The following is a 12821-nucleotide window of genomic DNA, read 5'->3' on the forward strand; positions in this document are numbered from 1 at the left end:
GCGTATGTGCGACAGGTAACAGATGCTCACCCGACGAAATCGGGCAGGAAAGCCGGCGGGCCACCCGCAGCATCGTGGAGCTGCATCACACCGGCGCTGTACAACGCCCGCAGGCCCTCGGCCTCGATCACCTCATGCACCGCGCCCTCGGCCAGCACGCGGCCTTCGCGCATGAGCACGGCGCGGTCGGCGCAGCGCAGCGCCTGGTTGGGGTCGTGCGTGGTGAACAGCACGCCCAAGCCCTCCGCGGCCAGCGTGCGGATGGCCCGCATCACCAGCCCCTGGTTGCCAAAGTCGAGGCTGGCGGTGGGCTCGTCGAGCAGCACAGCGCGCGGCTGCTGCGCCAGCGCCCTGGCGATCAACACCAGTTGGCGCTCGCCGCCGCTGATGTGGTGCACCGACCGATCAGCCAACTGCACCATGCCCACGCGATGCAGGGCGCCGTGGGCAACATCGCGGTCGTGCGCGGTGGGGCGGGCGATCAGCCCCTGGTGCGCGGTGCGGCCCATGAGCACCATCTCCAGCGAGGTGAAGCCGAAGGTGCTGGCCTGACCCTGCGGCACATACGCCAGCTCTCGCGCGCGCTCGGCCAGCGGCCATTGCGCCAGCGGCTTGCCCTGCAGATGCACCGCACCACCGAGCGCGGGCAGCAGGCCGAGCAGGGTCTTGAGCAGCGTGGTCTTGCCGCAGCCGTTGGGGCCGAGCAGCGCAAGCACTTCGCCAGCCGGCAACGTGAGAGAGAGGCCCGAACCCACCACGCGGCCCGGATAGCCCACGCTCAGGTCGGTGGCTTCCAACATGGCCGTCATGTCCATCCTCTGGAAGCGCGACGCAGCAGAAAGATGAAAAACGGCGAGCCGATGAGCGCGGTGAGGATGCCCAGCGGAATCTCCACCGGCGCCACGGTGCGCGCGAGCGTGTCGATGAACAGCAGCAGCCCGCCGCCGAGCACGGCCGACGTGGGCAGCAGGCGCACGAACGAAGGCCCCACCAGAAAGCGCGCCAGGTGCGGCACCACCAACCCGACCCAGCCCACGATGCCGGCGGCCGCCACGCTCGCGGCCGTCACCAACGTGGCCGCGGCCACGATCAGCAAGCGCAGGGCGGTGGTGCGCGCGCCCAGCGATCGGGCTTCTTCCTCGGGCAGCGACATCACGTCCATGCGCCAGCGCAGCAGCAGGAGCACCACCGTGCCCAGCGCCACGGGCACGATGAGTGCGGGCAGGTCGTCCGCGTGCGCGGCCGAGAGGCTGCCGAGCAGCCAGAAGGTCATGGCGGGCAGCTGGTTGTAAGGGTCGGCCAGCACCTTCACCATGCCGATGCCCGCGCCCAGCAGCGAGCCGATCACGATGCCGGCCAGCAGCAGCACCAGCACGGGGTCGCTGTTGCGCACGGTGGAGCCCACGCCATAGACCAGCGCCACGGCCAGCAGACCACCGGCGAACGCCGCCATCTGGATGCCGAACACGCCCATGGAGAAATAGATGCCGAGCACCGCGCCCAGCGCTGCACCGGCCGAAGCGCCCAGGATGTCGGGCGACACGAGCGGGTTGCGAAACAGCCCTTGAAACGCCGCACCCGCCACCGCCAGCGCCGAACCCACCGCGATAGCGGCCAGCACGCGCGGGCCACGGATCTGCAGCACGATGGTCTGCGTCTGCTCGTTGGGCGGGGGCGCGCCCTGCAGCACCGCCCACGCCAGCTGCCACAGATCGAAGAGCGCCAGCGGCGTGCGACCCTGGGAGAAGGCCACCAGAACACCCGCGAGCAGCACGCCCACCGCCCAGAAGGCACCGCTGCGCATGGGGTCAGTCCCTGCCGGCCAGCACGCGCTGCACCTGTTCCGGATTCAGATCGACCTGGTAGAACAACTTGTAAAAGTCGCGCGTGATCGTGTCGAGGTCTTCGGGAAACAGCGCCGGGTGCACCTTGCTGCCCAGCCACCACAGACCGGGCAGGCGGTTGACGCTGGGTGGAAAGTCGATCCAGCCGAACGGCAGCTTGGGCGAGAGGTGCACACGCCCGTTCTTGACCGCGCTCACGCTGCGCCACAGCGGGTTGCCGCGCACGGTCTGCGCAAAGCTCTGGTCGATGGTGACGATCACCTCCGGGTCCCAGGCCAGCACCTGCTCCATCGACACCGTGGCCAGGCCGCCCTGCAGCTCGGCGGCCACGTTGCGGATGCCCATGGCGTCAAGAATTTCCACGTTGATCGAACCGCCCAGCCCGGTCTCCAGCCCGTCGGGACCCCGCGCGCAATACACACGAGGCTGCGATGGCGCCCGGGCCGCACGCTCGCGCACCGTGCGCAAGGTGTCGCTCGCATAGCGCGCCAGCACGGCTGCGCGCTCCTGCCGGCCGGTGAGTTCACCCAGCAGCGTGTAGCCCTGCGCCACGGCGGCCAGTCGACCGTCGAGCAGCGCGTACGGAATGCCGGTTTGTGACTGCACGCGGTCCGCCAGCTCGGCGAAGGTCTGGCGGGTCGAGCCCGCGTCCACGATCAGGTCGGGCTTGCTGAGCAGCAGTTGTTCGAGGTTGGTGGTGTTGCCGCGCCCGGTGAGGCGCCCCACCTCGGGCCGGCTGCCGATGCCGGGCAACAAAAACTCAAGCTCGGGGCCACGGTTGGCGCGCGGCCAGCCGATGAGCGCATCGGGTGCGAGCGTGTAGAGCCAGATGGCGGCGGGCGGGCCGGCGGGGAAGATGCGCTGCGCCCTGGCCGGCACGGTGACGCGGCGCCCCGCGCCGTCGATGATGCTGCGGGCCTGGCCCCACGCCGGCAGTCCAGCGAGTGCGCCCGACGCGATCAGCAGGTCGCGCCGACGCAGACCCGAATCATCAGGGTGGGCCAAAGCCATAGCGCGCAAACGTGGTCTGTGCGGCGGGTGTCAGCAATGCCTTTGCGAAGGCCTCGGCCGGCGCAGGCGCACCGCGCCGCACAGTGAGGCCGTAAGACGCCCCCACCTGCAAGGCTGCGGGCACCTGCACCACCTTCAGGCGCGGCACCTCTTTTTGCGACGCGACGGCGTTGGTGCAGTAGGTGAGAAACACGTCGGCCTGGCCCTGGTCCATGACCCACGCGTAAGTGCCTCGGCCAGCAGGCGGCTTGGGTGAATCGGGGCCCCCCGTGAGCTTGAGCGCCTTGGCGTCGAGCGCGGCGTAGGCGCCGCTGCGCACAATCTCGGCCTTGCGGAACAGCTCCCACGCGTAGTCGCCCGAGGGGTCGGCCTGGGGTGTGGAGGTGCCCAGCTTTACCGCAGGATCGAGCAGGGTGTCGAGCAAGTCCTGCGGCGTGGCATTCACGCTCGCCTGCGTGAGCGCACACAGGCTGTTGCGAGCGAACACGGTGGGCGGCGCCCATCCCCCGGCAGCGGCCAGGCGCTGCGGGTGCTGGGTGTCGGCCGAGGCAAACACCTGTGCGCCCTCGCCTTTTTCGATGCGCTCGCGCAGCAGGCCCGAAGCACCGAAGGTCAGCGCGATCTTCTGCCCTGTGCTCGCCTCGTGATCGCGCGCGATCTCGGTGAGCACCTCGCGCAGGCTGCCCGCGGCGTAGACCTGCAAAGGTACTTTCATCTCGCTCGTGTCAGGCGATGCGCAGCCGACCAGCGTGGCCAGGGCGATGACCGTCAGGCTGGCGCGGCGCATCGCGCTTCACTTGCTGGCATTGGGGAAGAAGAGCTGCTCCCCGCCGATCTTGTAGCCAGCAATCGCTGTCTGCCCGGCCGGGCCGGTGACCCAGTCCACAAACTTCTGGCCGTCGGCGGTCTTGACCTGCGGGTGCTTGGCCGCGCTCACCAGCATCACGCCGTACTGGTTGAACAGGCGCTTGTCGCCCTCCACCAGCACCACGAGATCGGCGCGGTTCTTGAAGTTGAGCCAGGTGCCACGATCGGCCAACACGTAGCCGCCGGCGCTGGACGCGATGTTGAGTGCCGGGCCCATGCCGCAGCCGCACTCTTTGTAGCCCGTGCCCTTGTTGGCGTCGGTGTCGGTCATCTTCCAGAAGCGCAGCTCGGCCGCGTGCGTGCCGCTCTTGTCGCCGCGCGAGATGAAAGGCGCGTTGGCCGTGGCGACCTTCTTCATGGCGGCCACGATGTCGTTGCCCTTGGCCTGCACAGGGTCGGTCTTGGGGCCGATCAGCACGAAGTCGTTGTACATGACCTCCTGGCGCCTGGCAGCAAAGCCATCAGCGACAAACTTCTCTTCGGCCACCTTGTCGTGCACGAAGAGCACGTCGGCATCGCCGCGGCGCGCCATGTCGATGGCCTGGCCTGTGCCGAGAGCAACGACCTTCACGTCGATGCCGCTGGTTTTCTTGAATTCGGGCAGCAGGTAAGAGAACAGCCCTGACTGCTCGGTGGACGTGGTGGACGCCACCACGATGCTTTGCGCCATGGCGCCGGCGCTGGCCAGCAAGACGGCGCCGAGGGTGGCAGAGAGGGTCAGACGGCGCAACACATTCACACGCTTTCTCCTTGAACAAACAAATGGGCCTGCGGGCACAACGCGCGCAGCAGGTCGTGGTTGAAAAAATCGGCCACCGGCAGGTCGGCCAGCAGCCGCCCCTGTTCGATGTAAATCACGCGGCTGGCCAGGCGCTTGACCTGGCCGAGGTTGTGGCTGCTGAAGACCAACGTGGGCGGGCGCTCGCCCGCCGGGTGGGGATGGCCCAAGGTGAACTCGGCGATCTGCGCCTCCACCTCGCGTTTGGCATGCGGATCCAGGCTGGCGGTGGGTTCGTCGAGCAGCCACACGTCGGGCCGCAAGGCCCAGGCGCGGGCCAGTGCCACGCGCTGCTGCTGCCCGCCCGAGAGCGCTCGGGCATTGCGCTCGGCGAGATGCCCCAGCTCCACACGGTCCAGCGCAGCCAGCGCCAGGGCCCGCGTCTCGCGCCAGGCGATGCCCTGGAGCCAGAGTCCGAGCTGGATGTTCAGCCGCACGCTCAGCCGCAGCATGTGGGGCCGCTGGAACAGCATGGCCACGCGCTGCTGGCTAGAGGCATGCAGTTCGCCGCCGCTGATGCGTTGCAGGCTGTGCAAGGTGCGCAGCAGCGTGCTCTTGCCGCTGCCATTGGCGCCCACCAGTGCCACGCGCTCGCCGGCCTGGATGCGCAGATAAATATCGGTCAGGGCATGCAGCCGTCCGGCGGGGCCCAGGTGCACCTGCACGTTGCGCAGGTCAAAACAGACCGCGGGCACCACTGCGTTCAGGGGCAGGCCGGTCATGGGGTCACCAGCTTCAAACGCGTCGCATCAGCGCTGTCGGTGCGCTCGCGCCAGCGGCTCAGCAGCGACACCAGGGCATTGAGCACCAGCACCACACCCAGCAACACCAGGCCCAGACCCAGCGCCAGCGGCAGATCGCCCTTGCTGGTTTCCAGCGCGATCGCGGTTGTCATCACGCGGGTGAAGCCCTCGATGTTGCCGCCCACGATCATCACCGCGCCCACTTCAGACACCGCACGGCCAAACGCCGTGAGCAACACGGTGATGAGGGCGTAGCGGTCGTCCCAGGCCAGCAGCAGACTGCGCAACACCGGCCCCGCGCCCATGGACGAGAGTTGCTCGCCATGGCTGCGGTCGGCGTCTTCCACCACCTGGCGCGTGAGCGCCGTGACCAAGGGCAGCACCAGGCAGGCCTGCGCCAGCACCATGGCCTGAAAACTGAACAACCAACCGAGGAATCCCAAGGGACCCGAGCGTGACAGCAAGAGATAGATCACCAGGCCGACCACCACCGATGGCACGGCCAGGAAGGTGTTGAGCAGGGTGAGCACGACACCGCGCCCCGTGAATCGCGAGACCGCCAGCCAGGCGCCGAGCACGAGGCCCAGGCTGCATGCCAGCGCACACGCCATGGCGCTCACCGCCAGGGACCGGCTCACCACCGCCCACAGACCCGGATCGCCCGAAACCACCAGTTGCAGTGCGGTGGTGACGCTATCGGTAAAGGTGTTCATGTGGGCGCAAAGCATAGGGGCAACACCCCCCGGGACAACTACGTACTGACGCGGTATGAACCCCCGTGCATAGGCAGTTCATTGCATAGGGTGCCGTGCTCTGGGCATCGGGCCGGTCGGCGGCATTGCGCGCTTGGGGCACACTCGCGGACCATGAAACAGATCCAGTTGTCGTACGCGTTTGCCGCTCGCGCGCCGGACCGCTCCAGCGGCCATGCGCTGCTGCGCAATCCGATGATGGATGTGCTGCAAGCGGTTCACACGAGCGGCTCCATCTCGGCCGCTGCGCGTCAACTGGACTTGTCCTACCGCCATGTCTGGGGGCAGCTCAAGGATTGGGAAACGGCCCTGGGGCAGGCGCTGGTGTTCTGGGAACGCGGCCAGGCAGCGCGCCTGACGCCGTTTGGTGAGCGCCTGCTGATGGCCGAGCGGCTGGCCCAGGCCCGGCTGGGGCCGCAGATCGAAAGCTTGCGCGCCGAGTTGGAGCACGCCTTTGCCCGCGCCTTCGACGACGCCGGCGAGGAAGGCGACAGCGAGGTGCTGACGCTTTACGCGAGCCACGACCACGCCTTGAGCGCCCTGCAGGAATTTGCCTCCACCCGCACACCGGGGGCCAAGGACTCAGGCCGTCTGCACCTGGACATCCGCTTCTGCGGCAGCGTGGACGCCATTCGCGCGCTCAACGAAGGCCGCTGCGCCCTGGCCGGGTTTCACACCCAGCCGTTTGCCGCCTCGGGCAGCCAGAGCGCGCGCACCTACCGCCCGCTGCTCAAGCCCGGGCTGCACAAGATCATCGGTTTCGCGCGCCGCGCCCAGGGCCTGATGGTGGCCCCCGGCAACCCGCTGCGGCTGCAAGACATGAACGACGTGGCCCGCCTGCAGGTTCGCTTCGTCAACCGCGCGCTGGGCACCGGCACGCGCTTGCTGATGGACGAACTGCTCACACAGGCCCTGCTGATGCCGGAAGACATCACCGGTTTCGACCATGTGGAGAGTTCACACGCCGCGGTGGCCCAGGCGGTGGCCAGTGGCACAGCCGATGTGGGCCTGGGCACCGAGTACGCCGCCCGCACCCAGGGTCTGGGCTTTGTGCCGCTCACCGAAGAGCGTTACTTGCTGGTGTGCCTGAAGACCGCGCTGGAGCAGCCTGCCGTGCAGCGCCTGCTGCAACGCCTGCGCAGCCGCGCATGGCACGACCAGTTGGCGGGCCTGCCGGGCTATGTGCCCGACCATTGCGGCGAAGTGGCCGCCATGAAGCGCCTGCTCCCTTGGTGGGACTGAACAAAAAATACCGTTCGGGCTGAGCCTGTCGAAGCCTCACCCAAACCTCGCTGCTCCCTTTGCTTCCGCTCAGCTCTTGAGCCGCCGAGCAATCTCATCGATCAGCTGACGCGCCAGCACCAGCTTCGACGCCCGCGGCAACTCAAGCGTGCCGTGCGCGTCCACCAACAGCAGCGCGTTGTCGTCCTGCCCAAACGTGTCGGGGCCGATGTTGCCCACCAGCAGCGGCACACCCTTGCGCGCGCGCTTGGCCTGGGCGTGGGTCAGCAGATCGTGGCTCTCGGCGGCAAAGCCCACGCAGTACAGCGCGCCGCTCTGCGCGCGCTCCCCACCGGCGATGCCGGCCAGGATGTCGGGGTTCTCCACGAACGACAGCGTGGGCACCTCACCCGAGCCGTCTTTCTTGATCTTCTGGTCCATCATCTGCGCCGGGCGCCAGTCGGCCACGGCGGCGGCCGAGACAAACACGGTGGCGGCCTGGGCCAGGTGGTCCAGCGTTTTCTGCATGTTCAACGCCGACTTCACATTGATGCGCCCCACGCCGCGCGGCGTGGGCAGTCCCACCGGGCCGGCCACCAGCGTCACATGGGCGCCGGCTTCGTGCGCGGCGCGGGCGATGGCAAAACCCATCTTGCCGCTGGAGAGGTTGGTCAGGCCGCGCACCGGGTCGATGGCTTCGAAGGTGGGGCCGGCGCTCACCAGCACATGTTGGCCCGCGAGCACCTTGGGCTTGAAGAAGCGGACCAGGTCGTACAGGAGCTCGTCGGGCTCCAGCATGCGGCCGTCCCCGGTTTCGCCGCAGGCCTGATCGCCCGCGCCCACGTCAAGCACGGTGGCGCCGTCGGCGCGCAGCTGATCGATGTTGCGCTGCGTGGCGGGGTGCGCCCACATCTCTCGGTTCATGGCGGGCGCCAGGATCAGCGGCACGCTATCGATGGGGCGCGCCAGGCACATCAGCGAGAGCAGTTCGTCGGCCCGGCCGTGCACCAGCTTGGCCATGAAATCGGCGCTGGCCGGGGCGACCACGATCGCGTCGGCCTCGCGGCTGAGGTTGATGTGCGGCATGTTGTTGTCGGCGCCGCCCGAGGTGCGCGCGTCCCACTGCGAGGTGAAGACCGGGCGGCCCGAGAGCGCCTGCATCGTCACCGCGGTCATGAACTGCTCGGCCGCCTCGGTCATGACGACCTGCACCGTGGCGCCCTCTTTCACCAGCGCCCGGCACAGTTCGGCGGCCTTGTAGCAGGCAATACCGCCCGAGAGACCCAGGACGATGTGTTTTCCAGTGAGTTCGTTCATGGGCGCAATGTAGCAGTTGGGCCCTGTCCGCACGGTCCGCCGGGTGGGGCGGACGGATGGCAGATGGGGGCGGCATTTATAATCGCCATTTCCACCTCCTGCGAGCATCTGGCTCGCCCGAGACATGACCAAATTTGTGTTCGTTACCGGCGGTGTGGTGTCCTCTCTGGGCAAAGGCATAGCCTCCGCATCCCTGGCCGCGATTCTTGAGTCCCGCGGCCTCAAAGTCACCCTCATCAAGCTCGACCCGTACATCAACGTGGATCCGGGCACCATGTCCCCCTTCCAGCACGGCGAGGTCTTCGTCACCGACGACGGCGCCGAAACCGACCTGGACCTGGGCCACTATGAGCGTTTCATCGAAACGCGCATGAAGAAGACCAACAACTTCACCACCGGCAAGATCTACCAGTCGGTGCTGGAGAAGGAGCGCCGGGGTGACTACCTCGGCAAGACCGTGCAGGTGATCCCGCACGTGACCAACGAGATCCAGGAGTTCATCCAACGCGGCGCCGGTATCGGCACGCCCGACGCGGTGGACGTGGCCATCGTCGAGATCGGCGGCACCGTGGGTGACATCGAGTCCCTGCCATTCCTGGAAGCCGTGCGCCAGATGAGTCTGCGCATGGGCCCGAACAACTCGGCCTTCGTGCACCTGAGCTACGTGCCCTGGATCGCCGCCGCCGGCGAGCTGAAAACCAAGCCCACGCAGCACACCGCCAAGGAGCTGCGCGCGATCGGCATCCAGGCCGACGCGCTGGTCTGCCGCGCCGACCGCCCGATCCCGCCCGACGAGCGCGCCAAGATCTCGCTGTTCTCCAACGTGCCCGAGTGGGGCGTGATCTCCATGTGGGACGTGGACACCATCTACAAGGTGCCGCGCATGCTGCACGAGCAGGGCCTGGACGGCCTGATCTGCGACAAGCTGCGCCTGAACACGCCACCGGCCAGCCTCAAGCGCTGGGACGATCTGGTCTACGAGGTGGACCACCCCAAGTCCACGGTGCACATCGCCATGGTCGGCAAATACGTCGACCTGTCGGACAGCTACAAGTCGCTCAACGAAGCGCTGCGCCACGCCGGCATGAAGAACCACGCCAAGGTGCAGATCGACTACATCGACTCGGAAACCATCAACCCGGCCAACGTGGACAAGGTGCTGGGCCGTTTCGACGCCATCCTGGTGCCCGGCGGCTTCGGCAAGCGCGGCATCGAAGGCAAGATCTGCGCGGCCCGTTTCGCGCGTGAGCACAAGGTGCCTTACCTGGGCATCTGTCTCGGCATGCAGGTGGCCACCATCGAATACGCACGCCATGTGGCCGGCCTGAAAGACGCCAACAGCACCGAGTTCGAGGCCGACACGCCGCACCCCGTCATTGCGCTCATCACCGAGTGGAAAGACGCCGACGGCAGCATCAAACTCCGCGACGCCAACTCCGACCTGGGTGGCACCATGCGTCTGGGCGCACAAAGCTCCGACGTGGCGTCCGGCACCCTGGCCCACCAGATCTACGGCCCGGTGGTCACCGAGCGCCACCGCCATCGGTATGAGGCCAACGTGAACTACCTCGACCAGCTGCGCAAGGCTGGCCTGGTGATCTCGGCGCTCACCCAGCGCGAGCAGCTGACCGAAATGGTGGAGCTGCCGCAGAGCGTGCACCCCTGGTATGTCGGCGTGCAGTTCCACCCCGAGTTCAAGTCCACCCCGTGGGACGGGCACCCGCTGTTCAACGCCTACGTGAAGGCCGCGCTGACCCAGCAGGGCCAGACGGCCGACGCTGTGGCCACCGCCTGATCGAATACACACCATGAAACTTTGCGGCTTTGACATCGGGCTGAATCAGCCCTTCTTCCTGATCGCCGGTCCCTGCGTGATCGAGTCCGAACAACTGCAGATGGACGTGGCAGGGCAGCTCAAGGAAATCACCGGCAGCCTGGGCATCCCCTTCATCTTCAAGAGCAGCTTCGACAAGGCCAACCGCAGCAGCGGCACCAGCTACCGCGGCCCGGGCCGCGACAAGGGCCTGGAGATCCTGGCCAAGGTCAAGCGTGAACTGGGCGTGCCGGTGCTCACCGACGTGCACAGCGAAGACGACATCGCAGACGCCTCGCGCGTGGTCGACGTGCTGCAGACGCCCGCCTTCCTGTGCCGCCAGACCGATTTCATCCGCGCCGTGGCGCAAAGCGGCAAGCCCGTGAACATCAAGAAGGGCCAGTTTCTTGCACCGCACGACATGAAGAACGTGATCGACAAGGCGCGGGCAGCCGCCAAAGAAGCGGGTCTGAATGAAGACAACTTCATGGCCTGCGAGCGCGGAGCGAGCTTTGGCTACAACAACCTTGTGAGCGACATGCGTTCGCTCTCGATCATGCGAGAGACCGGCGCGCCGGTGGTGTTCGACGCCACCCACAGCGTGCAGTTGCCCGGCGGGCATGGCACCAGCAGTGGCGGCCAGCGCGAGATGGTGCCGGTGCTGGCGCGCGCGGCTGTGGCCGTGGGCGTGGCCGGCCTCTTCATGGAAACCCATCCCGACCCGGCCAAGGCCATGAGCGACGGCCCCAACGCCGTGCCGCTCAAACACATGAAAGCGCTGCTGGAAACGCTGCTGGCGCTGGACGCCGTGACGAAGAAGAACGGTTTTCTCGAAGACCACTTCACCGCCTGATTTCTCTTTCCTTGTTCCTGACCCAAAGGTATTGAACCCATGAGTGCAATCGTTGACATCGTTGGCCGCGAAATCCTGGACAGCCGCGGCAATCCCACCGTCGAATGCGACGTGCTGCTGGAGAGCGGCGTGATGGGCCGCGCGGCCGTGCCCTCGGGCGCGTCCACCGGCTCACGCGAAGCCATCGAGCTGCGCGACGGCGACAAAAACCGTTACCTCGGCAAGGGCGTGCTCAAGGCGGTGGAGCACATCAACACCGAAATCTCTGAAGCCGTGCTGGGCCTGGACGCCTCCGAGCAGGCCTTCCTGGACAAGACGCTGATCGACCTCGACGGCACCGACAACAAGGGCCGCCTGGGCGCCAATGCCATGCTCGCCGTTTCGATGGCCGTGGCCCGCGCCGCGGCCGAAGAAGCCGGCCTGCCGCTGTACCGCTACTTCGGCGGCATGAGCGCGGTGCAGATGCCCGTGCCCATGATGAACGTGGTCAACGGTGGCGCGCACGCCAACAACAACCTCGACCTGCAGGAATTGATGATCATTCCCGTGGGCGCACCGAGCTTCCGCGAAGCCGTGCGCTGGGGTGCAGAGGTGTTCCACGCGCTCAAGAAAATCATCCACGACAAGGGCATGAGCATCGCCGTGGGCGACGAAGGTGGCTTTGCCCCCAACGTGGCCAACCACGAAGCCGCGATCCAGATGATTCTGGAAGCCATCAGCAACGCCGGCTACACCGCCGGTGAGCAGATCGCCCTGGGCCTGGACTGCGCCGCCAGCGAGTTCTACAAGGACGGCAAGTACCACCTGGAGGCCGAAGGCCTGGTGCTGAGCGCCGAAGACTGGACCAACATCCTCGCCACCTGGGTCGACAAGTACCCGATCATCAGCATCGAAGACGGCATGGCCGAAGGCGACTGGGACGGCTGGAAGCTGCTGACCGACCGCCTGGGCAAGAAGGTGCAGATCGTGGGCGACGACCTGTTCGTCACCAACACCAAGATCCTGAAAGAAGGCATCGACAAGCGCATCGGCAACTCGATCCTGATCAAGATCAACCAGATCGGCACGTTGACCGAAACCTTCGCCGCGATCGAAATGGCCAAGCGCGCGGGCTACACCGCCGTCATCTCGCACCGCTCGGGTGAAACCGAAGACAGCACCATCGCCGACATCGCCGTGGGCACCAACGCCGGCCAGATCAAGACCGGCTCGCTCTCGCGCTCCGACCGCATGGCCAAATACAACCAGTTGCTGCGCATCGAGGAAGATCTGGGTGAAGTGGCCGTGTACCCCGGCCGCGCCGCTTTCTACAATCTGCGCTGATTTCTGACCCATGGCCCACCGCCTCATCCCCGCCCTGCTGATCGCACTGCTGCTGGTGCTGCACGCCCAGCTGTGGTTCGGGCGGGGCAGTGTGCCGCGGGTGACGAGCATGAAGCAGCAGTTCGTCGCGCAGGAGCAGGCCAACCGCGACGCGCAGCAGCGCAACGACCAGCTGATGAGCGAGGTGCGCGACCTGCAGGAGGGCCTGGACATGGTCGAGGAACTCGCCCGCGCGGAACTGGGCATGGTCAAGCCCAACGAAATCTTCGTGCAGATCGCGCAGAACAAGCGCTGACGCC

13 protein-coding genes are annotated in these 12821 nt (G+C 67.0%); 5 read left to right on the forward strand and 8 right to left on the reverse strand.

The annotated features are described in order from the left end of the window. Positions 1 to 26: 26 nt before the first annotated feature. The 7 genes from IV113_RS15150 to IV113_RS15180 form a co-directional block, all read right to left on the reverse strand. Positions 27 to 809: an ABC transporter ATP-binding protein gene (locus tag IV113_RS15150; protein WP_291086603.1), complete on the reverse strand. Its 783-nt coding sequence runs from the start codon at positions 807 to 809 to the stop codon at positions 27 to 29. Continuing rightward, entirely contained in the window at positions 806 to 1804 is a 999-nt protein-coding gene (locus IV113_RS15155; RefSeq protein WP_291086605.1) for an iron ABC transporter permease, read from the reverse strand. The genes IV113_RS15150 and IV113_RS15155 overlap by 4 nt, the downstream gene beginning before the upstream one ends. Positions 1805 to 1808: 4 nt before the next feature. Further along, a complete protein-coding gene (locus tag IV113_RS15160) occupies positions 1809 to 2855 on the reverse strand; it encodes an iron ABC transporter substrate-binding protein (RefSeq protein ID WP_291086607.1) in 1047 nt (348 codons plus the stop codon). Continuing rightward, a complete protein-coding gene (locus IV113_RS15165) occupies positions 2836 to 3642 on the reverse strand; it encodes a molybdate ABC transporter substrate-binding protein (protein ID WP_291086609.1) in 807 nt (268 codons plus the stop codon). Before IV113_RS15165 ends, IV113_RS15160 begins: the two co-directional genes overlap by 20 nt. Positions 3643 to 3648: 6 nt before the next feature. After that, positions 3649 to 4392 (reverse strand): substrate-binding domain-containing protein, encoded by a 744-nt coding sequence (locus tag IV113_RS15170; RefSeq protein ID WP_291086686.1) that lies wholly within the window; start codon positions 4390 to 4392, stop codon positions 3649 to 3651. A gap of 65 nt (positions 4393 to 4457) precedes the next feature. Beyond that, the gene (locus tag IV113_RS15175) at positions 4458 to 5222 is read right to left on the reverse strand and encodes an ATP-binding cassette domain-containing protein (protein WP_291086611.1); all 765 of its coding nucleotides are present in this window, start codon (positions 5220 to 5222) and stop codon (positions 4458 to 4460) included. Next, on the reverse strand, positions 5219 to 5956 hold the full coding sequence (locus IV113_RS15180; protein WP_291086613.1) for an ABC transporter permease: 738 nt from the start codon (positions 5954 to 5956) through the stop codon (positions 5219 to 5221). The genes IV113_RS15175 and IV113_RS15180 overlap by 4 nt, the downstream gene beginning before the upstream one ends. 153 nt (positions 5957 to 6109) lie before the next feature. Between IV113_RS15180 and IV113_RS15185 the strand changes: the two genes are divergently transcribed. Beyond that, a complete protein-coding gene (locus IV113_RS15185; RefSeq protein ID WP_291086615.1) occupies positions 6110 to 7237 on the forward strand; it encodes a substrate-binding domain-containing protein in 1128 nt (375 codons plus the stop codon). 69 nt (positions 7238 to 7306) lie between these two features. Here IV113_RS15185 and coaBC read toward each other — a convergent pair whose 3' ends face one another. After that, positions 7307 to 8533 carry a bifunctional phosphopantothenoylcysteine decarboxylase/phosphopantothenate--cysteine ligase CoaBC gene (gene coaBC / locus IV113_RS15190; protein ID WP_291086617.1) on the reverse strand — a complete coding sequence of 409 codons (1227 nt, stop codon included), beginning with the start codon at positions 8531 to 8533 and terminating at the stop codon, positions 7307 to 7309. A gap of 124 nt (positions 8534 to 8657) precedes the next feature. Here coaBC and IV113_RS15195 point away from each other — a divergent pair, with 124 nt between their 5' ends. The 4 genes from IV113_RS15195 to ftsB are packed head-to-tail and all read left to right on the forward strand — an operon-like array spanning position 8658 to position 12817. Beyond that, on the forward strand, positions 8658 to 10328 hold the full coding sequence (locus IV113_RS15195) for a CTP synthase (protein WP_291086619.1): 1671 nt from the start codon (positions 8658 to 8660) through the stop codon (positions 10326 to 10328). 13 nt (positions 10329 to 10341) lie between these two features. Then, positions 10342 to 11199 carry a 3-deoxy-8-phosphooctulonate synthase gene (kdsA, locus tag IV113_RS15200; protein ID WP_291086621.1) on the forward strand — a complete coding sequence of 286 codons (858 nt, stop codon included), beginning with the start codon at positions 10342 to 10344 and terminating at the stop codon, positions 11197 to 11199. Positions 11200 to 11238: 39 nt separating this feature from the next. Next, complete coding sequence (gene eno, locus IV113_RS15205; protein WP_291086623.1) at positions 11239 to 12522, forward strand: phosphopyruvate hydratase; 1284 nt, start codon at positions 11239 to 11241, stop codon at positions 12520 to 12522. Between the two features lie 10 nt (positions 12523 to 12532). Continuing rightward, positions 12533 to 12817 carry a cell division protein FtsB gene (gene ftsB, locus IV113_RS15210; protein WP_291086625.1) on the forward strand — a complete coding sequence of 95 codons (285 nt, stop codon included), beginning with the start codon at positions 12533 to 12535 and terminating at the stop codon, positions 12815 to 12817. Positions 12818 to 12821: the final 4 nt, after the last annotated feature.

The organism is Hydrogenophaga sp. (genome assembly GCF_018780385.1).
Classification (GTDB): domain Bacteria; phylum Pseudomonadota; class Gammaproteobacteria; order Burkholderiales; family Burkholderiaceae_C; genus Hydrogenophaga.

What these genes read in the sequence shown, in the direction of transcription:
- IV113_RS15150 (WP_291086603.1), bottom strand. Translation starts at nt 809, where the DNA reads ATGACGGCCATGTTGGAAGCCACCGACCTGAGCGTGGGCTATCCGGGC.
- IV113_RS15155 (WP_291086605.1), bottom strand. Translation starts at nt 1,804, where the DNA reads ATGCGCAGCGGTGCCTTCTGGGCGGTGGGCGTGCTGCTCGCGGGTGTT.
- IV113_RS15160 (WP_291086607.1), bottom strand. Translation starts at nt 2,855, where the DNA reads ATGGCTTTGGCCCACCCTGATGATTCGGGTCTGCGTCGGCGCGACCTG.
- IV113_RS15165 (WP_291086609.1), bottom strand. Translation starts at nt 3,642, where the DNA reads ATGCGCCGCGCCAGCCTGACGGTCATCGCCCTGGCCACGCTGGTCGGC.
- IV113_RS15170 (WP_291086686.1), bottom strand. Translation starts at nt 4,392, where the DNA reads ATGGCGCAAAGCATCGTGGTGGCGTCCACCACGTCCACCGAGCAGTCA.
- IV113_RS15175 (WP_291086611.1), bottom strand. Translation starts at nt 5,222, where the DNA reads ATGACCGGCCTGCCCCTGAACGCAGTGGTGCCCGCGGTCTGTTTTGAC.
- IV113_RS15180 (WP_291086613.1), bottom strand. Translation starts at nt 5,956, where the DNA reads ATGAACACCTTTACCGATAGCGTCACCACCGCACTGCAACTGGTGGTT.
- IV113_RS15185 (WP_291086615.1), top strand. Translation starts at nt 6,110, where the DNA reads ATGAAACAGATCCAGTTGTCGTACGCGTTTGCCGCTCGCGCGCCGGAC.
- coaBC (WP_291086617.1), bottom strand. Translation starts at nt 8,533, where the DNA reads ATGAACGAACTCACTGGAAAACACATCGTCCTGGGTCTCTCGGGCGGT.
- IV113_RS15195 (WP_291086619.1), top strand. Translation starts at nt 8,658, where the DNA reads ATGACCAAATTTGTGTTCGTTACCGGCGGTGTGGTGTCCTCTCTGGGC.
- kdsA (WP_291086621.1), top strand. Translation starts at nt 10,342, where the DNA reads ATGAAACTTTGCGGCTTTGACATCGGGCTGAATCAGCCCTTCTTCCTG.
- eno (WP_291086623.1), top strand. Translation starts at nt 11,239, where the DNA reads ATGAGTGCAATCGTTGACATCGTTGGCCGCGAAATCCTGGACAGCCGC.
- ftsB (WP_291086625.1), top strand. Translation starts at nt 12,533, where the DNA reads ATGGCCCACCGCCTCATCCCCGCCCTGCTGATCGCACTGCTGCTGGTG.